Here is an 18,062-nt window from a genome sequence, read left to right as displayed (position 1 = left end):
GCTTACTGCTTCACGAGTTCGGAGCGAAGCGAATCGATCAGCTTCTGCGGCTCGGCGACGCCCTTTTTCTTCGCGCGCTCGATCCACTCGCTCTCGATCGGGCGCAGCGCGGTCTTCATCTCGTTGACGACGGCCGCGGGCAGCGGCTCGACCGGCTTGCCGGACTTGCGCATCGATTCGTAGGCCGCGAGGTCGCCCTTCGCATAGGCGCGGCCGACGCTTCGCGCGAACGTCTCGCCCGAGATCTTCATGATCGCGTCGCGGTCGTCCTGGCGCAGCGACTTCCACTTGTCCTCGTTGATGCCCATGACGAGCACCGTGTTGTAGAGCGCGCCGGGGATGATGGCGCCGCTGGAGACGAGGTCGGTCAGCTTGAAGGACGGCATCGATTCGGCGGGCATCAGCGTGCCGTCGAGCACGCCTGAGGACAGCAATTCATACACCTCGCTCACCGGCTTGGACACGGGGGTTGCGCCCAGCAGTGTCAGTGCCTGGGCCGCGCTTGGCTGGGGGCTGCGGATCTTCAGGCCCTTGAAATCGGCGACGGTGTGCACCGGACGCTTCACGGTGAAGAGCTGGCCGGGCGACACCACGAACAGGCTGAGCGGAAACACGCCCTTGAATTCGCCGTAGCTCGCGAGCCGCTGGCGATAGAAGCGGTCCGCGATGGGCGCGAACCTTTCGGGGTTGTCGGACATGAAAGGCAGCTGCAGCACTTCGAGGATCTCGAACCGGTTGGCCGTGTAGCTGGGCACGAACACCACGAGGTCGGCCTGGTCGTCGCGCGCGACGTCGAACTGGGCACCCACGGTGCCGACGACCTTGGGCAGCGTTTCGATCTTCACGCGGCCCTGGGTCACCTTCTCGACTTCGGCGATCCAGGGCTCGATCACTTCGACGCGCATGGCCTGGCCCGGCGGGAGCCAGTTGGAATATTTGAGGGTGGTGGTCTGGGCATGGGCGCCGCCCGCCAGCGCGGCTGCGGCAAGGAGGGACGAGATGAGGACGCGAAGGGGTTTCAACGAGTGTCTCCTTTTGAATGAATGCCTGCGACTTTAATAGTCCGACGGGACGGATTATTTTATGCACGAACGCGAGCGCGCGGCAAGTGCTTTTACTGATTACTATGGGATTAGTCGGCCTGAAGGGGCGCGACGGCCTGCTTCAGATCCTGCGCTCGCGGCCGACCCAGTGCGGATCGCACAGCACGTTCTTGCGGATCTTCCCGACGGGCGTCTTGGGAAGCGGCTCGGCAAGGATTTCCACCGACCGTGGGCACTTGTAGTTGGCGATCTCCCGCTTGCAATGCGCGATGAGGTCCTGCGGGGTCGCGGTGGCGCCTTCTTTGAGCACGACGGCGGCATGCACGGCTTCTCCCCAGCGTTCGTCTGGGACGCCGAACACCGCGGCCTCCTGCACCGCCGGGTGCGCGTAGAGCGCACGCTCGACCTCGACGGAGTACACGTTCTCCCCGCCGGAGACGATCATGTCCTTGATGCGGTCGACCACGTAGACGAAACCGTCCTCGTCCATGCGCCCGCCGTCGCCACTGCGCATCCAGCCGTCCACGAGCACGGCGCGGGTGGCTTCCTCGTTGTTGAAGTAGCCCGTCATGAGCGCTGCGCTTCGAACGGCGATCTCGCCGACCTCGCCGATCGCAGCGGGCGTCCCGTCGTCGCGCAGGATGCGGACTTGCACGCCGATGGCGGGCTGCCCCGCCGAGCGCAATTTGCTCTTGCGGCCTTCCCGGTCGAAGTGATCGCGCCAGCGCAGCATCGTCGTGTAGCCGCCGGTCTCGGTCATGCCGTAGATCTGGTAGAACTCCCAGCCCGGCAGCTTGCGCATGGCCTCGAGCAGCAAGGCTTCGGGCATCGGCGCGCCGCCGTAGATGCACGCCTTCATGCTGCTGAAGTCGTAACGCGCGAAGTCGGGATGGTTCAGCATCATCGTGACCATGGTCGGGATGAGCGTGGCGTTCGTGACCTTGTGTTCGCCGATCGCGCGCATCACGGGCTCGGTCTCGAACTTCGGCAGGATGACGTGCGTTCCACCCGCCATCGTGATGTACCAGAGCGGACTGGCTCCGGAGAAATGGAAGAAGCCGCCGACGTAGAGGAACCTGAGCGATTCGATCGACGGCAGCATCGCCAGGTAAGACATCGTGGAGTACACGATGGCCCTGTGCGACAACGCGACGCCTTTGGGGCGCCCCGTGGTGCCGCCGGTGTAGAAGACGACGTAGAGCGAATCGTCCTTCACGCAGGCATCGGGCACCGGCGCGGCGCGGCCGCACAACGCTTCGAGCCCCGCCATCGCCTCGGGCGCGGGGCCGCTGCCGATGTAGGCCAGCTTCAATCCGGGGCACCGGGCCGCGAGGTCACGGGCTTGCGCGACGAACGCTTCATCGACGCACAGCACGACCGCCCCGCTGTCCTTCAGCGCGTATTCGTTCTCGGGGATCGACCAGCGGATGTTCAGCGGAATCACGGCCGCCCCCGCCCAGGGAATGGCAAAGAAGAGTTCGAGGTACGTGTCGCCGTTCATCGCGAGAACGGCGACACGGTCGTCGCGGCGTACCCCCTGGGACTGAAGCGCGGCGGCGATGCGCGGCACGCGCTGCCCGATCTCGCCCCATGTCCTGCTGCGCCCCCTCGAGATCGTGGCCACGCCGGACGCGGAAAGCGACAGCGCCTGCTGGAGCATCTGCGTGGCCTGCATCGTCCGGCGCCCGGGATCGCGTCAGAGCGAAGCCGCGGGGAGTTCGAGCTTCATCAGCTCGCCGAGCACCGAGGTTCCCATGTAGGCCTCGTCGCGGCACAGCTGGTTGCCGCGCACCATGCAGATGTCCATGCCGCGCACGAGCTTGCTCGGCCCGCCCTCGCGGCGTCGGATGGTGCAGTCCCACAGCACGGCCTGGCCGTCCTGGCCTTCCAGCCGGTACTCCTCGGTGACGACGAACTGCATGTCCCAGCGTTCGAAGAACTTGCGCAGGTAGCGCCTCAGGTTCGCCTTGCCGATGATCCGCTTGCCGGTCTTGGGGTCGCAGTAGATGACGTCGTCCGTGTAGGTGTCGAGCGTCGCCTCCAGGTCGAGCGTGTTCCACATATCGACGCAGCGGCGCGTCGCATCGAAGATCTGCCGGTCGCTCAGCATGGTCGATTTCCTTCCTCGAATTGCCGGTCGAGCGATGCGAGGTCGATGTAGGCCTCGTCGCGGCAGATGGAGTCGCCCTTCACCTCCAGGATGCTCATGCCGCGCAGCATGACGAGCCGGCGGCCGGGCGCTTGCGAGCCGTCGCGCCGGCGCACGGCGGCCTCCCACAGCACGATGGCCGCGTCGCGCCCCTCGAGCCGGTGTTCCTCGAGCAACGCGAATTGCAGGTCGTAGCGGCCGAGAAGCTCGGACACCTGCTTGCCGACGGCGGCGCGCCCGCGGATGCGCTCGGCGCACGAGGTATCCCAATAGCCGACGTCGTCGGTGTAGAGGGCCATGACCTTCGCGGCGTCGCCGGACTGGTACGCCTCGAAGCGTTCGCGCACCGTGGCGCCGATTTCCTTGGTGGACAGCAACTGGGCAATCTCCTGTCGATCGGATCTATCGAATTTATCTAATCTAATTTAGATTTTAGAAAGATCTGGCGTCCGGCGCAAGTACCCGACAGAATCGGGACCATGAAGACATCGGCCACCGCCACCAGGACACGCGCGAAAGCGTCCCGCCCGCCCGAGCCGGCACCGGAAGACCAGGGCAAGTCGCGCCAGCGCATCCTCGACGCGGCAGCCACGGTACTGAGCCGCGAAGGCTTCGCGGGGGCCAAGCTCACCGACATCGCGGCCGAGGCGAACCTGCGCGCCGCGACCCTGTACTACTACTACGAGTCCCGCGAGGCGCTGGTCGAAGCCGTGATGGTCACGGGAAGCGAACACGTGCGCCACCACACCGAGGAAATGCTCGCGGGCCTCGATCCGTCGATGGACGCGGTGGACCGCCTGTGCGCCGCCGTCGAATCGCACCTGCGTTTCGTCCTCGAAATTTCCGACTACACCAAGGCCGTCATCCGCAATGCGGGGCAGGTGCCGCAGCACATCCGCAAGTCCCTGGACGCGGAGATCGGCCGCTACGGCAAGCTGTGGCAGAGCCTCGTCGACGCCGCCGCGCAGGGCACGGCCTTTCGCACGCGCGCGGAAAGGCGCACGCTGCGGCTGCTGATCCTCGGCGGCCTGAACTGGACCGTGGAATGGTGGGAGGCCGCGCATACGCCGCTCGACGAGGTCGTGAAGACCGCGACCCAGATGACACGCGCCATGCTGCGCAAAGGCCCCTGAGGCGGGCCCGGCGGCGTCGGCCCGGCACACGGCACCTGGTTCGCGCGCGGTAAGCGGCAGCCCGCGTCAGCGAACGATGCCGCGGTCGTGCAGCCGACCGAACTGCGCGGCATCGATGCCCGCGAGTTGCGCCAACACCTGCTCCGTGTGTTCGCCGAGCTTCGGTGCGGCGGCGGGCGGCACACGCATCCGGGCGTCGAACCGCAGCGGGATGCCCGGTGCGAGCACCTCGCCCACGCCCGGCTGGTCCACTTTCGCGAACAACGGGTTGGCGGGCGAGCATTCCGGGTCGTCGTTCACGAGTTGCGCGATGCTCTGGTAGCGCGTCCAGCAAACGCCGTGCCGATCGAAGGCGGTGGCAACGTCTTTGAAATCCAGCCTTGCCATCCATTCGCCGACGAGCTGCGCGATCCCGGCGCGCGCGCGGAATCTGTTTCCTTCCTCGGACAAGTCCAGGCCCAGGCGCTCTCCGAGCTGCTGAAGCGGCACTTCGAGCTGCGTCGCCTGCGCGATCGAGCGCCATTGCTTGCCCGTGAGTCCGACCACCATCACGCGCACGCCGTCGCGGCAGACGAAGTCGCGGCCGAACGCGCCGAACAGTTCGTTGCCGTGCCGCTCGCGGGGGTTGCCGAGCTGCGCTTCGGCGATGAAACCGAGATGGCCCATGACGGCGAGGCCAACGTCCTGCAGCGACAGCTTGATGTGCTGGCCTTCCCCGGTCCGCCGCCGGTGGCGCTCCGCGGCGAGCAAGCCGACGGCCACCATCTGCCCCGTGATGAGGTCCCACGCGGGCAGCACGTGGTTGACGGGCTCGTCCGAAGCCGGGTCCCCGGTGAAGAGCGGAACGCCCAGGCGCGGATTCACGGTGTAGTCCACGGCGCTGCCGCCGTGGCGATCGCCTTGCAGGGTGAGCTGGATGAGGTCCGGCCTTCGCGCCTTGAGCTTTTCGTGATCGAGCCAGCCGCGCGCCGGAAAATTCGTGAGGAACATCCCCGCATCGTCCCCCGGCGCACACGCGATCGCCATCGCGAGCTCGCGGCCTTCCTCGGTCGCCAGGTTCAGCGCCACGGAGCGCTTCGACTTGTTCAGGCCGCACCAGAAAAGACTGGTGTTGTCTTCCGTGACCGGCCACCGCCTGTAGTCCAGGCCGCCCTCGAGCGGATCGATGCGGATCACGTCGGCGCCCATCTGCGCGAGCGTCATGCCGCCAAGCGGCGCCGCGACGAAGGCCGCGGCCTCGACCAGCCGCAATCCCGAAAGCACGCCCTGCGCGGCCGTCACGCGGCAACTCCCGGCCGCGCGATGGCGCTATCCAGCAGCGTGCGGGCGATCACCTTGAGCGCCAGCGTCTCTTCGGCTCCTTCGAAGATCGAAAGGACGCGGGCATCGACGAAGTAGCGTGACACGGGCGACTCCTCTGCATAGCCCATGCCGCCGTGCAGCTGCAGGGCTTCGCGCGTGAGCATCTCTGCGGAGCGGCAGGCCAGCAGCTTGGCGAGGCTCGCCTCCATGCGCCCGTCGCCTTCGTCCACGATCTTCGCCACGCTATAGGCCAGCTGGCGGCATGCCGCGAAGCGCGCGGCCATCCGGGCGAGCTTCACCTTGGTGAGCTGGAAGTGCGCGAGCGGCGCACCGAACACGCGGCGATCCTGTGTGTACCGCACGGCCGCGCGCAGCGCCGCGCGCATCACGCCGCAAGCGCGCGCCGAAGTTTGCAGGCGGCCACCGACCATGCCGGCCATCGTGAAATAGAAGCCCTTGCCGAGCCCGGCTTCACCGCCCAGCAGATGCGCGTCGGACACGAAGAAGTCGTCGAATGAAAGATCGAACGAATGCATGCCGCGGTAGCCGATGGTGGGAATCGCGCGGCCGGCCAGTTTGCCGCCGCCGGGCTGCCGCACCTCGAATTCATGCGTCTCGAAGGAAGGTTTTTCGACAAGGAAGACGCTCAAGCCCTGATGGCCACGGCTTCGGTCGGGGTCCGTGCGCGCAACGACCATGATCACGCCGGCCTTGCCTGCGAAGGTGCACCAGGTCTTCGCGCCGGTGAGCTTCCATCCGCCGTCGGCCCGGGTGGCGCGCAGCGCGAGGGCAGCGACGTCCGACCCGTAGTCGGGTTCGGTGATCGCGATCGCGCACAGGGGCTCGCCTGCCGCGAGTTTGCGCAGCCAGTACGACTGCTGCTCGGGTGTTCCGCCCTTGATCAGCGCGCGGGCGAGGATCTCGGGCCGGGTGATGAGGCTGCCGGCCGCCGCGAGCGAGGCTTCCGACAACGCCTCCGTCACGGCAATCATCAGCACGCTGTCCTCGCGATCATCGGGCGCGCTGCCACCGAACTTCTCGGGAATGGCCAAACCGAACACGCCCATTTCGCGCATGGGCTGCAGGAGTGCTTCCGGAACCGTGAGGTCACGCCGGTGAATGTCCTCGGCCATGGGGGCGACCACTTCGGCTGCGAAACGGCGAAAGGCATCCTGCGCCAGTTCATGCTGCTCATCGAGCTTCACGGTCCCGACGTCGCCTCCTGCCGCAGTGACGAGGTCGCCCGCGGCTTCGAGGGCCGAGGCAGCCACGGCGCCCTGACGCAGCGCGGCCACGGCGGGCCGCATGCCGTCGAGCGCGCTCGCGTCGAGCCCGGTTTCGCGGTACACGGTTTGCAGGCGATCGATGATTTCCGGCGCCGCATCGCCAGCGAAGATCACCGCGAGCCGCACGTCGATTTCGCCGGCCCGCGCGCCGAGGAAAGCACTGCTCGTCTCGGCCGCAAGAAGCTCCGCGGCCGCCCACGCCAGCTCGAAGCTCGCGAGCTGCATGCGATCGGCTTTGGCATTGTCGATGCGCGAGCCGGATGCACACGAACGGGCCAATGCCGCGACGCCGGCGTCGAAGGCCGTGCGCAGTCGTGCGAGGACTTCGACGGCTTTGGCGCGGTCTTCCTGCAGCGACGGCTTCATGCGGGCACCCGGGCTCCGTTCATGTGCTCGATGGCCTTCCTGGCCGCCTCGCGGCCGGTATATGCGCACGCCTGCGTGCCGCCGTCGCCGTAATCCTTCACGCCGTCGCCCACGTGCCAGAGGTTTTCGAGCGGAGTGTCCTGCGAGAGATCGAAGCCGGAGCACGAGCGCTGCGCGGGCCAGTCGCCGCGCATGACGCGCACGGACAGCATCTTGGCGTCCTTGAAGCCCGGGAAGATGTCGCGCAGGTCCTGCAGCGACTCCTTCACTTCATGCTCCTCGTCGAAATCGCCGATGGCCGGGCGCGGCACCGCGTAGGCGACGTACTGGTACCAGCCCTCGGGCGCGATCTCCGGGCACGTGGCCGTGAGCTCGCCCATATTGCACAGGCGCCGCGTTTTGCCGAAGGTCACGAGGCCGGGCACGTCCAACAGCCGCTCGCGGGTGGCGAAGTTGATGACGATGTTGGCCGCCGGCTTTTCGTTGCGCCGGATGCTCTGGATATAGTCATCGCCCAGCACTTGCGCCCCCGGCAGCGCCGCGGTGGCCGCAGGCCCGATGTTGCTGATGACCACGTCGGCCCCGACCTGCCTCGTGACGCCTTCGTGTTCGATGGTGAGCGCGGTGACGCGCTTGCCTTCGGTGTGAAGCGCCTTCACCGACGCTTGCAGCCACACGTCGCTGCCACGGCCGCGGATCGCCGCCGCGAGGTCGTTCCACAGGCCGACCGTGCCGCGCGGGCAGAAACCGAAACGCTTGAAGGCGCCCTTCTGCGCGAAGTACACGAGGAATGCGCGCGCCGGCACCTCATCGGAATTGGCCGCGAAGATCGCGGCGCACAGGTTGCGGAAGATCGCGTGCACGGTTTCGTTGGAGGTGTACTGGTCCAGCCACTGCTTCGTCGTGAGCTTGTCCTCGGGAAGCTCCCCGTCGCGCGCTTGCGCGAACCTGGAGCCGATCTTGGCCGCCTGCTTGGTGAAGGTGCCCAACAGCATACCCCAGCCGCCCTTGGCGACGTTGATCACCTTGCCGTCGATGTAGAACACCGTGGCGGGGCTGGGCTCGCGCACGTCCAGCTCCACGTCGAGCAGCGCGAAAGTCTCCTCGAAGACGCCGCCTTTCTCGATCGCGATGGCGCCGATGTTGACGATGTGGCCGTCGATCGTCTCGCTGGAAGCGCGCCCGCCGACGCGGTCGAGGCGCTCGGCCACGAGCACTTTCTTGCCGGCCGCGACCAGGCGCGCCGCCGCTGTCAGGCCGCCGGCGCCCGCGCCGATGACGATGGCGTCGTAATGAAGGGTGGGAACGTTGGACACAGAGTCTCCTGGTTGATCGATGAATTCAGGCGCGCAGGTGTTCGATGTCGGCGTTTCCTGTCGCCGTTTCCTGCCGCCGTTTCCTGCCGCAATTTCCTGCTGTCAACGCGCTGCCTCCGGCGTCGTGAGCGGCAGGCCGAGCATCGCGCGCCGCTGCAGCCACGGGCTGGCGCGGTAGCGCGGGTCGCCGGTCTGGGCGAGCTCGCCTTGCAGGATCGCGAGCACGTTGCGCGCGCCGATCCTGTCGCCCCATGCGAGGGGCCCCAGCGGGTAGCCGAGGCCCAGCTGCACGGCAGCTTCGAGGTCCGCGACATCCGCGATGCCGCGCTGCGCGATGTTCGCGGCGATGTTCACGATGGTCGCCATCACGCGCTGGGCGATGAAGCCGCAGCTGTCGTTGATGAGCGTGACGGGCGTGCCGTCGCTCGCGAGCAAGGCGTGGACCGCATCGCGTGCGTGCGCGGTCGTCACCGAAGTGATCATCAGCGTGCGGCGCAGCTCGAACGCCGTCATCGGATCGACCGCGACGGCAATGCGCGGATCGACGCCTGCGGCCACGGCCGCGGTCGTCGCATCGCTGCCCCACGGCGCGAGGATCGCGACTTCCGCGCGGCCGGCTTCCTGCACGACGGCCCAGCCGGCCTCGCGAACGAGATCCTTCAAGCCGCCGGGGGTGCCGGCAGCCAGCCAGACGCTCCGCGCACCGCCTGGTGCCGGCACGTTGCGCGCGGGAGGCGGCACCTTCTTTCCCTGTTCGTCATACCGGTACCAGCCTTCGCCGCTCTTGCGGCCGTAGAGGCCTGCCGAAACCCGCGGCGCGACGAGCGACGACGGCCGAAAGCGCGGTTCGTGCTGGAACTGTTCATAGATGGACGTCATGACCTTCGACGACACGTCCAGGCCCGTCAGGTCCAGCAGCTCGAACGGTCCCATGCGAAAACCCATCGCATCCCGAAGCACGTCGTCCACATCGGCAGCCGACGCAACCTGTTCTTCGACGATGCGAAGGCCTTCGGTGTAGAGGCCCCGGCCCGCGTGGTTGATGAGAAAGCCCGGTTGGTCGGCCACGACGACGGCGCGGTGGCCGGTGCGCTCCACCGCGTCCTTCAAGGTCGCTGTCACCGAAGGCGACGTGCGCACGGCGGCGATCACCTCGGCCACCTTCATGAGCGGCACCGGATTGAAGAAATGCAGACCCGCCACGCGCTGTGGCCGTGAGCAGCCGCTGGCGATCTCGGCAACGGTCAGGGAAGACGTGTTCGTGGCAAGGATCGTGTCGGCCGCGACGATGGCCTCCAGTCTGGAAAAGAGGTCGCGCTTCACGGCGAGGTCTTCGACGATGGCCTCGACCACCAGGGCGCAGCCGGCAAGGGCCTGCAGATCATCGGCGACGCAGACGCTGCTTCGCACGGCTTCATAAGCCTGCTGCGTCATCCGCCCCTTTTCGACGGAGCGCGCAATCATTCCGAGAGCATGGTCCACCGCCCTGGCGGCCGCGCCGGGCTGCGCGTCGTGGCAACGGACCGCGAAACCCGACTGCGCGAAGAGCTGGACGATGCCGCGGCCCATCGTGCCGCCGCCAACCACACCGACGATCATCCGTGCACTCGACATTTGTCAGTTCCCCCTGAATTCAGGCTTGCCGCCGACGTCGTCGCGTCACCAGCGCGACGGCGCCGTCCCGGGTGACGAGAACGCATGGCGAGCCGGCGTTCGATTCAATCACTTCGGATGTCCAGTCATGTCGACGAAGTCCGGCTTGCGCTTCGCACCGAATGCCGCGAAGCCTTCCGCGAATTCTTCGCCGATGAGGCACGCGGCCTGATCGGTTTCTTCTCGAGCCAGCTCCTCGGCGAGCGATGCCGACACGTCGTTCAGGCGGTGCTTCATCCGCGCAAACGCTTCCAGCGGCAGCGCCGCAAGTTCCGCCGCCTTGTCGACGGCAGCGCGCATCACGTCCGCATCGGGCACCAGCTGGTCGGCCAGGCCGATGCGGCACGCCTCCTCGCCCCCGAGCGCTTCGCCACTCGCAAGGATGCGGCGCGCATTGCCGATGCCCACGCGGCGCGGCAACGTGAGGAGCTGGCCCCAGTCGGGCACGAGCCCGAGCTTCAGGAAGGGAAACAGAATCTTCGTGCCCGGCCCCGCGACGATGTGATCGCCGAGCAGCGCCAGGCCCACGACGGCTCCGGCCGAAAAGCCTTCCATCGCGCTCACCACGGGGATGCGCGCGCTCGCAACCAGGCGGCAGAGGCCATGAATGTGTCGCATGCGTTCCCGCGCGCCTTCCAGCGACAGGCCGGCCATGCTCGGAAGATCGCCCCCCGCGGAGAACACGCCACCCACGCCGCCGAACACGATCGCGCGCACGCCTTTGTCCGCGAGAGCGTCGCGCAGGTGCAGCGCCAGTTGCTCGCGAACATCGAAGTCGATGGCGTTGCGCCTGTCCGGGCGGTTGATCAGCAGGCGCGCGACATGAGAAGCCGGCTCGTCGCGCAAAACGACGGGGGCGCTCACCTCAGGCGCCCTCGAGGCCCACGATGGAGATCGAGCAGATGTTCTGCGAAGGCTGGCCGCCCAGATTGTGGATGAGGCCGGACTTCGGGTTGGACAACTGCCTCGGCCCCGCGCGTCCTTGCAACTGCAGGTAGATCTCGTAAAGCATCCGGATGCCGCTCGCGCCGACGGGGTGTCCGAAGCACTTGAGCCCGCCGTCGATCTGGCACGGCACTTCGCCGCCGGCGTCGTAGACGCCATCGAGCACGTCCCTCACCGCGCATCCCTCTTCGGACAGGCCGAGGTCTTCCATCGTCACGAGCTCGGTGATGGAAAAGCAGTCGTGCACCTCCGTCATGCTCAGCTCCCGGCGCGGGTTCGTGATGCCCGCCTCGGAGTAAGCCTTCTTCGCGGCGATCCGTGCCGTGTGCACGTAGCTGCCGTCCCACTGGTTCGATTGCAGTTCCCAGCCGTTGGAGACCGACACCTGCAGGGCCTTGATGGTCACCAGGTCATTCTTGCCGAGCGCCCGAGCGATGTCCGGTGTCGTCACGATGACCGCCGCGGCGCCGTCGGAGACGCCGCAGCAGTCGAAGAGGCCGAGCGGCGCCGCGATCGTGGGCGCGTTCAGGCATTGCTCTTCGGTGATCGGCTTTTGCAGGTGCGCCTTCGGGTTCTTCGCGCCGTTGGCATGGCTTTTGACCGACACGTGCGAAATCGCGCGCTTCAGAAGCGCCGCATCGATGCCGTGCCGGGTGCGGTACGCACTCGCGAGCTGCGCGAAGTTGGCGGGCGCGACCGCGTTGGGATACCACTGCGGAATGTACGTGCCGACCTGCGCCATGGGCAGGCCGCCGTAGCCGGTGTCCTTGAGCTTCTCGACGCCGACGGCCAGCGCGATGTCGCACGCGCCCGCCGCCACGGCATACGCGGCGGCACGGATCGCCTCCGAGCCACCGGCGCAGAAGTTCTCGACGCGCGTCACGCCGATGTTCGGCAGCCGCAGCGCGATGCTCATCGGCGTGCCGCCCCGGCCGGTGCCGACGTCGTCCATGTGCGTCGAATACCAGGCCGCACCGATCTGTTCCGGCGCGATGCCGGCGTCGGCCATCGCTTCGGTGTAGGCCTCGAGCATGAGGTCTTCGGGGCTCGCGTCCCAGCGCTCGCCGAACCTGCTGCATCCCATCCCGAGGATGGCGACCTTGTCCTTGATTCCCGTGGCCATGATGCGCTCCCTTCAGTGTGTGGCGGAAGGACGCACCGGCGTCGCCTTCCAGAAATAGCGGGTGTAGCCCCGGCGCTCGTCGACGTCCTTCACGCGAAAGACCATCTCCATCGGGGTGCCGGAGTCGACTTCGCCGACGTCGAGGTCGGTGAAGTCCATGAGGATCCGGCCACCGCCTTCGAAATCGATCTGGCCGTAGTGATGCGGGGGAGCGGGGTGGTACGACAGGTATTCGGCCGACCACGAAAGAATCTTCGCGGGCCGGTCGGCCAGCTTGTAGGGCTTCTGCGTGTCCTGCAGCGGCTTGCCCTGGTCGTACGAAAGCCGTGACGGCGGAAAGTGCACGCTCCCGGTGACCTCGCAGCGCCCCGCGACGAGCCCGAGCAGTGCGGTCCGGTGGCGCCACGCCGTGGACAGAGCGGTCTTCTTGTCCTGTTCGCCGCGCATGCCGCGCTCGAGCGCGAGCTGGCCCTTGAACGAGAGGAACTTCGTGTAGTTCTTCTCTTCCACGCCGCGGGCGACCCATTCGCTCACGCCGCGCTGCGGCTTGAACGAGCGGATGCGCTCGGTCGCGCGGAACACGAGCGCCTGCGCACCGCTGCCGAACTGGGCGACAACGATGACCTGGCCCGGTGCCGCGCGCTCGAGCACCGCAGCGAGCATCAGCAGCGCATGGGCAACGCCCGTGTCGCCAACCTTGTCCAGCATGGCATCGGCCAGCGCTTCCGCGCGGATGCCGCACGACTTGGCGATCTGGGCATCCATCTTCGCGAAGGTCGAGGGGAAGATGAAGTGATCCACTTCCGCAGCGGGCACCTTCGCCTGCTCGAGCGCCGCGCGCACCGCAAGCGGCACGAGCTTGGAGATGCCTTCGTCGCGCACCCATCGCTCTTCCCAGGCGTAGTCGATCTCCTCGTGCGCGCCGCGGAAATGGTCCACGAAGTCGACCGAGAGCGTGCCCGCGCCCAGGAATTGCGCGACAACCTCCTCGCGTCCGACGAGGACCGCAGCCGCGCCGTCGCCGTATTCCAGCTCCTGCTGCGAGCCCGCGCGCGTCTTGCGCGCGTCGGCCGCGAGCACCAGGGTGTCGCCACCGCCCGCGCTCGCGCGCGCCACGGCCTGCGTCAGCGCACCGAGCGCCGCGCGCTGCGAGCCGCCGGTGTCCGCCGCATCGACGTCGTCGTCGAGCGTCAAGGCGCCGGCGACGACGGCCGAATTCAGGCGCTCGGCGAACGGCAGCGTGTTCGATGCGAGCAGGACGCCGCGCACGTGGCCGCGGTCCTCCGACGGCCCGAGGCAATCGCGAGCGGCCGCGACGGCCATCGTGATGGCGTCTTCATCCCAGTTCGCCATCGCACGCGTGCCCTTGCGGTTCGCGAACTGGGGCGCGTACCAGGCGTTGGCCTGCGCCGCTGCGGAGCGCGAGAGGCGCAGCCTCGGCACATAGCCGCCGTATGCGGTGATTCCGATCATTGAGAACTCTCTGTTGGGGGTTGCATGCCCAGCCGCGCGGCCAGGAATGTGGCGCCTTGCGCCAAGGCGTCGTGCGCCTCGCGCAATTCGGAGGGAAACTGCTGGAAGACGTGGATCATCCCGGGCCAGACCTGCACTTCGGCTTTGCCGCCCGCCTCGCGCACCTTGCGCGCGAAGGCTTCGGAATCGCTCACCACCGTCTCGCGCTCGCCCACCTGAAGCAGCAGCGGCGGAAGTTTCGAAAGGCGCGCGGGCGCTGCCATGAGCGGCGACACACGCGGGTCGGAGGCTTCCCGTGCGGGGCCGAGGTAGTTGCGCGCCATCGCGACGATCATGGGCTTCTGATGGATCGGGTCCATCGAAGCGCGGGTTTCGTAGCTCTCGCCCGACGCCGTGAGGTCGGTCCACGCGGACATCGCATAGCACGCGGCGGGCAACGCTCGGCCGCGCTCTTCCAGGGCCAGCGCGAGCGACAGCGCCAGGCCGCCACCGGCGGAGTCGCCGGCGAGCGCGATGTGCCGCGCGTCGATGCCTTGCGCCCGCAGCCACTCGAAGACCGCCATCGCATCTTCGTGCGCCGCCGGGTAGCGGTGTTCGGGCGCGAGCCGGTAGCCCACGCCCAGCACGCGCGCGCCCGAGTATCCGGACACGAGCGACATGATCTCGCGGTGCGAATCGAGCGATCCCACCTGGAAGCCCCCACCGTGGAAATAGAGGACGACGCGATCCGGCCGGGCACCCGAGGCGGTGTGCCAACGGCAAGGCACGCCATTTGCGACCACGTCCGAAACGGCCGCGTCGCCTCGCGCGGAAAAGAGATCGTCCCAATCCGAACGCATCTGCGCGGGCGTGGTGTCGCGGCGCCATCGCCCGTACACGGACTTCACGCGCGCGATCACGCGTTCGACGCCGGCGTGCTCTGCGCTCATGCACCGCACCCCATTCCGCCCGAGACGCCAAGGACTTCGCCGGTGATGTAGCCCGCGTCTTCCGACGCGAGGAAGGCGACGGCCGCGGCGACTTCTCCGGCGGTGCCCAGGCGCCCGGCGAGTGTCGCGCCGGTCATGGCGCTCATGAGCCTTTCACCGCCGTCGTCCACCGCCTTGCGCAGCAGGGGCGTATCGATGGGGCCGGGGGCGACGACGTTGGCCGTGATGCCCTTGCGGCCGTTTTCGCGCGCGATCGAGCGCGTGAACGCGATCACGCCGCCTTTGGCCGCCGCGTAGACCGAGCCGCCGCGCGAACCGAGGCGCCCCGCTTCCGAGGCGACGTTCACGATGCGCCCATAGCCCGCCGCTTGCATGCCGGGCAGCACGGCGTGCGTGGTGTTGAGCACCGATTCGAGGTTCACGGCGATCAGGCGGTGCCAGTCTTTCGGGCCCGTCTCCGTGAAGAAGGCGTGCTGATCGATCCCCGCGCAGTTCACGAGGACGTGAAAGGCCGGCTGCGGCGCGAGGCCGGCGCGCACCGCGTCGAAGTCGGTCACGTCCATCCGCATCGCCGCGGCACCGATCTCGGCGGCGAGCGACTTCGCGCGGTCTTCCCGGATGTCGGCGATCACGACGGCGAAGCCGCACGCGGCGAGCCGGCGCGCGACCGCTTCGCCGATGCCGCTGGCTCCGCCCGTGACGAGCGCTCTGCGTGCGGGTGCCATCAACGTCCCGTGAAACGCGGCGAGCGTTTGTCGATCACCGCGGCCAGGCCCTCGCGCGCATCCGCCATGCCGCTGAGGATCGCCTGCGTGTTGTTCTCTTCGTGCATGACCGCCTCGACACCCTGCCCGACCCCGCTCCAGAGCAGGCGCTTCGTATGGGCAAGCGCGGCTGGCGCGCCCGCGGCGAGCTGGCTGGCCAGCGCCATCGCTTCCTGCGCGAGCTGGTCGTCCGCGACGACGCGGGTGATCAGGCCGATCTCCTGGGCTTCCCGCGCCGGGATCACCGGGTTGAGCATCAGGATTTCCATAGCACGGCGCATGCCGACGAGCTGCACGAGCGTCACCGACACGCCGGCATCGGGCACCATCGCCACGCGCGTGGCACCGGCGAGGAACTTCGCGGACTCGCCGGCCAGGACGAAATCGGAGGAGCACACCAGGCCCATCCCCCCGCCGCCGGCGGCGAACCCCTGCACGGCGCTCACGACCGGCGGGTTGAGCCTGAGGAGGCCCGATGCGACTTGCTGCAGGTAACGCGTCGCCACGCGGATGTAGTCGGGCAAGCCGGCGCCCTTCGACAGGAATGTGTGCACGTCGCCGCCCGCGCAGAAGTTCTTGCCCTCGCCAGTGATGAGGACCGCGCGCACGCGGCCGTCGCCGTGCACCGTCAGCACCGCATCGTGCAGTGCCTCGAGCAATTCCACGTTCAAGCCATTGGCCGACTCGGGCCGGTTCAGGCGGATGTGCGCCACGCCCTCCTCGTTCAGCGAGAGGAGGACGGGACCTTCGGCGATCAGTTGTTCGCGGTGCGAGCCTGCCATGCGCTCTCCTAGATCAGGAATGCCATCGACCACAGGGCCGTCTGGTTGTTCACCAGCACGACCTTCTTGCGCACCATGCGCAAGTCCTCGCCTTCACGGCGCAGCGTGTATTCGTTTCGCGAAGCCCACACGGTGTCGCCGCGCGTCTGGGATTCGAACACCATGGCGTTGGACGCCGCACGGATTTCGCGGCCGTCGTCTTCCACCACCTCGACGTTCGAGACCAGGCGGCGCAGGCGCGACTGCGGCGTCTGGCTGAAGCGCTTGCCGGTGTAGAACTGCCGCACGCGCAACCCGATGCGCGAGCGGTTGTCGTAGATGATGGACATTTCATGCTCCGGATCTCCGCCCTCGCCGTTTGCCGGCACCCAGTAGAGGCCGTCGTGCGTCCAGAGCTTTTCCCACTCGTCGTAGCGATGCTCGTCCTGCAGGCGGGCTTCGCGGTAGATGAACTGCGTCACGTCCTCGAGGACGGCGCGCTGTTCGGGCGTCAGGCGCATCACGCGGCCTCCATCAGCTTGCGCCAGTGCCGCCAGATGCCTCGGCTCGGCACTTCGTCCGTCGCGTCGCCGATCAGGAAGCCGTCCTCGTCGCGGCGCTCGCGGTGCTTGCCTCGCCCGAGGTAGAGCCACTGCGGGCTCAGCATCTGCACCCCCATCTGCGTGCGCTCGTACATCTCGGCGTCGTCCGCCAGGAGAAAACCCGCGGGGCCGACCGACCCCATCGTCTGCTGGCGCATGCGGCGGTTGAGATCGGGCGCGCCCTTGAACTGCAGCGCGGTGACGTGCTGGATAGTCTCGTTCACCGAAACGGGCTGGATCACGAAGATCTGGATCTCCGCGATGAAGAGATTCGGGAAGATCATGATGTGCGGCGTGCCATCGATCATGATCTTGCGCGCTTTCTCTTCGCCGTAGGCCGCGTTCATCCGCGCGGTGTAATCGGCAAGCTTGTCGGCCGTGGTGCCGAACCAGCCCATGGGCACGCCGCGCTTGCGGAACTCGGGACGCAGGTCGTTTTCCGTGTGCCCGTTGCCGAAGTCGCGCGAGACGGCCGACGATTCGCTGCTGTAGAGCGTGCCGATCCCGCTTTGGGCCACTTCGAAGATCGACGCATGCACGAACGACGGGTGATAGCCGTCGGTTTCGTTCTCGACCAGGAACTTCCAGTTGGCCTTGACCTTGTGCTTCAGGAACCCGGCTGTCAGCTGCACCTCACCCTCGGGCGAGGTCTCGCACAGGGCATCGATCGCTTTCATGGCCGCGCCGAGATGTTCGTCGAGCGTCGGGCCTTCGGCTGCCATCGAAGCGAAGATGAATCCGCGGTAGTTGCCCACACGGGGCACGCGCCCCAGGCCGAGTTCGTCGCGATTCGCGCCTTCGTAGCCGGAGGGGAAGGGATAGCCCTTGAGCGCGCCGTCGTTCGAGAAGGTCCAGCCGTGGTAAGGGCAGGTGAAGGACCGCGCGCTGCCCCGCTCGGTCATGCACACGCGATTGCCGCGGTGCGGGCAGCGGTTGTGCAGCAGGTTGATCTTGCCGTCGCGCCCTCGGGTCATGATGACCGGCTCGGGCCCGATGGACTTCATGACGAAATCGTTGGCGTTGGGGATCTCGCTTTCGTGGCCGACATACACCCAGGTCTTGAACCAGATGGCGCGCAGTTCGGCTTCGTAGATGGCGGGGTCGGTGTAGAGAGACCCGTGGACGCGGTCTTCCTTGACCAGCGGGTCCAGCGGGATGTTCGCGGGCGACCGGCCGGCGGCGGCGATCGGGATGGTGGCGCAGCTGCTCAAGGAATG

The 18,062-nt window shown here is 67.6% G+C and carries 17 protein-coding genes; 1 reads left to right on the top strand and 16 read right to left on the bottom strand.

What is annotated here, in order from left to right; genetic code table 11:
• Positions 1-2 precede the first annotated feature (2 nt).
• The 4 genes from VHA82_RS10415 to VHA82_RS10400 all read right to left on the bottom strand — a co-directional run bounded on the left by VHA82_RS10415 (position 3) and on the right by VHA82_RS10400 (position 3,569).
• Positions 3-1,022, bottom strand: a complete 1,020-nt coding sequence (locus VHA82_RS10415; protein ID WP_325543235.1) for a TRAP transporter substrate-binding protein — start codon at positions 1,020-1,022, stop codon at positions 3-5.
• Positions 1,023-1,164: 142 nt separating this feature from the next.
• Positions 1,165-2,718 (bottom strand): long-chain fatty acid--CoA ligase, encoded by a 1,554-nt coding sequence (locus tag VHA82_RS10410; protein ID WP_325543233.1) that lies wholly within the window; start codon positions 2,716-2,718, stop codon positions 1,165-1,167.
• 21 nt (positions 2,719-2,739) lie between these two features.
• Positions 2,740-3,153, bottom strand: coding sequence for a nuclear transport factor 2 family protein (locus tag VHA82_RS10405; RefSeq protein WP_325543231.1), 414 nt, complete (start codon positions 3,151-3,153; stop codon positions 2,740-2,742).
• Positions 3,147-3,569, bottom strand: a complete 423-nt coding sequence (locus tag VHA82_RS10400; protein WP_325543229.1) for a nuclear transport factor 2 family protein — start codon at positions 3,567-3,569, stop codon at positions 3,147-3,149. Before VHA82_RS10400 ends, VHA82_RS10405 begins: the two co-directional genes overlap by 7 nt.
• A gap of 102 nt (positions 3,570-3,671) precedes the next feature.
• Between VHA82_RS10400 and VHA82_RS10395 the strand changes: the two genes are divergently transcribed.
• The gene (locus VHA82_RS10395) at positions 3,672-4,325 is read left to right on the top strand and encodes a TetR/AcrR family transcriptional regulator (protein ID WP_325543226.1); all 654 of its coding nucleotides are present in this window, start codon (positions 3,672-3,674) and stop codon (positions 4,323-4,325) included.
• 66 nt (positions 4,326-4,391) lie between these two features.
• Here VHA82_RS10395 and VHA82_RS10390 read toward each other — a convergent pair whose 3' ends face one another.
• From VHA82_RS10390 to VHA82_RS10335, 12 genes are all read right to left on the bottom strand, one after another.
• Positions 4,392-5,606, bottom strand: a complete 1,215-nt coding sequence (locus tag VHA82_RS10390; RefSeq protein ID WP_325543224.1) for a CoA transferase — start codon at positions 5,604-5,606, stop codon at positions 4,392-4,394.
• Positions 5,603-7,279 carry an acyl-CoA dehydrogenase family protein gene (locus VHA82_RS10385; protein WP_325543222.1) on the bottom strand — a complete coding sequence of 559 codons (1,677 nt, stop codon included), beginning with the start codon at positions 7,277-7,279 and terminating at the stop codon, positions 5,603-5,605. Before VHA82_RS10385 ends, VHA82_RS10390 begins: the two co-directional genes overlap by 4 nt.
• Positions 7,276-8,595, bottom strand: coding sequence for a phytoene desaturase family protein (locus tag VHA82_RS10380; RefSeq protein ID WP_325543219.1), 1,320 nt, complete (start codon positions 8,593-8,595; stop codon positions 7,276-7,278). Before VHA82_RS10380 ends, VHA82_RS10385 begins: the two co-directional genes overlap by 4 nt.
• A 102-nt stretch (positions 8,596-8,697) precedes the next feature.
• Positions 8,698-10,209, bottom strand: a complete 1,512-nt coding sequence (locus VHA82_RS10375) for a 3-hydroxyacyl-CoA dehydrogenase (RefSeq protein WP_325543217.1) — start codon at positions 10,207-10,209, stop codon at positions 8,698-8,700.
• A 108-nt stretch (positions 10,210-10,317) separates the two neighbouring features.
• On the bottom strand, positions 10,318-11,112 hold the full coding sequence (locus VHA82_RS10370) for an enoyl-CoA hydratase/isomerase family protein (protein ID WP_325543215.1): 795 nt from the start codon (positions 11,110-11,112) through the stop codon (positions 10,318-10,320).
• A gap of 1 nt (position 11,113) precedes the next feature.
• Positions 11,114-12,316, bottom strand: coding sequence for an acetyl-CoA acetyltransferase (locus VHA82_RS10365; protein WP_325543213.1), 1,203 nt, complete (start codon positions 12,314-12,316; stop codon positions 11,114-11,116).
• A 12-nt stretch (positions 12,317-12,328) separates the two neighbouring features.
• On the bottom strand, positions 12,329-13,789 hold the full coding sequence (locus VHA82_RS10360; protein WP_325543211.1) for a hydroxymethylglutaryl-CoA synthase family protein: 1,461 nt from the start codon (positions 13,787-13,789) through the stop codon (positions 12,329-12,331).
• Positions 13,786-14,718 carry an alpha/beta hydrolase gene (locus tag VHA82_RS10355; RefSeq protein WP_325543209.1) on the bottom strand — a complete coding sequence of 311 codons (933 nt, stop codon included), beginning with the start codon at positions 14,716-14,718 and terminating at the stop codon, positions 13,786-13,788. The genes VHA82_RS10360 and VHA82_RS10355 overlap by 4 nt, the downstream gene beginning before the upstream one ends.
• Positions 14,715-15,443 carry an SDR family NAD(P)-dependent oxidoreductase gene (locus tag VHA82_RS10350; protein ID WP_325543207.1) on the bottom strand — a complete coding sequence of 243 codons (729 nt, stop codon included), beginning with the start codon at positions 15,441-15,443 and terminating at the stop codon, positions 14,715-14,717. The genes VHA82_RS10355 and VHA82_RS10350 overlap by 4 nt, the downstream gene beginning before the upstream one ends.
• Positions 15,443-16,264: an enoyl-CoA hydratase/isomerase family protein gene (locus VHA82_RS10345; RefSeq protein ID WP_325543205.1), complete on the bottom strand. Its 822-nt coding sequence runs from the start codon at positions 16,262-16,264 to the stop codon at positions 15,443-15,445. Before VHA82_RS10345 ends, VHA82_RS10350 begins: the two co-directional genes overlap by 1 nt.
• 8 nt (positions 16,265-16,272) lie before the next feature.
• Positions 16,273-16,764, bottom strand: a complete 492-nt coding sequence (locus VHA82_RS10340) for an aromatic-ring-hydroxylating dioxygenase subunit beta (protein WP_325543203.1) — start codon at positions 16,762-16,764, stop codon at positions 16,273-16,275.
• Complete coding sequence (locus tag VHA82_RS10335) at positions 16,764-18,056, bottom strand: aromatic ring-hydroxylating dioxygenase subunit alpha (RefSeq protein ID WP_325543201.1); 1,293 nt, start codon at positions 18,054-18,056, stop codon at positions 16,764-16,766. Before VHA82_RS10335 ends, VHA82_RS10340 begins: the two co-directional genes overlap by 1 nt.
• Positions 18,057-18,062: the final 6 nt, after the last annotated feature.

Origin of the sequence: Ramlibacter sp. (assembly GCF_035548915.1) — a bacterium.
Lineage (GTDB): Bacteria > Pseudomonadota > Gammaproteobacteria > Burkholderiales > Burkholderiaceae_C > Ramlibacter.
Note: the sequence above shows the minus strand (reverse complement) of the source record. Positions and strands in the feature narration are given on the sequence as shown.

Excerpts from the sequence above, each read along its gene's own strand:
- VHA82_RS10355 (WP_325543209.1), bottom strand. The coding sequence starts at position 14,718 with ATGAGCGCAGAGCACGCCGGCGTCGAACGCGTGATCGCGCGCGTGAAG.
- VHA82_RS10395 (WP_325543226.1), top strand. The coding sequence starts at position 3,672 with ATGAAGACATCGGCCACCGCCACCAGGACACGCGCGAAAGCGTCCCGC.
- VHA82_RS10365 (WP_325543213.1), bottom strand. The coding sequence starts at position 12,316 with ATGGCCACGGGAATCAAGGACAAGGTCGCCATCCTCGGGATGGGATGC.
- VHA82_RS10360 (WP_325543211.1), bottom strand. The coding sequence starts at position 13,789 with ATGATCGGAATCACCGCATACGGCGGCTATGTGCCGAGGCTGCGCCTC.
- VHA82_RS10345 (WP_325543205.1), bottom strand. The coding sequence starts at position 16,264 with ATGGCAGGCTCGCACCGCGAACAACTGATCGCCGAAGGTCCCGTCCTC.
- VHA82_RS10405 (WP_325543231.1), bottom strand. The coding sequence starts at position 3,153 with ATGCTGAGCGACCGGCAGATCTTCGATGCGACGCGCCGCTGCGTCGAT.
- VHA82_RS10385 (WP_325543222.1), bottom strand. The coding sequence starts at position 7,279 with ATGAAGCCGTCGCTGCAGGAAGACCGCGCCAAAGCCGTCGAAGTCCTC.
- VHA82_RS10350 (WP_325543207.1), bottom strand. The coding sequence starts at position 15,443 with ATGGCACCCGCACGCAGAGCGCTCGTCACGGGCGGAGCCAGCGGCATC.
- VHA82_RS10410 (WP_325543233.1), bottom strand. The coding sequence starts at position 2,718 with ATGCAGGCCACGCAGATGCTCCAGCAGGCGCTGTCGCTTTCCGCGTCC.
- VHA82_RS10375 (WP_325543217.1), bottom strand. The coding sequence starts at position 10,209 with ATGTCGAGTGCACGGATGATCGTCGGTGTGGTTGGCGGCGGCACGATG.
- VHA82_RS10340 (WP_325543203.1), bottom strand. The coding sequence starts at position 16,764 with ATGCGCCTGACGCCCGAACAGCGCGCCGTCCTCGAGGACGTGACGCAG.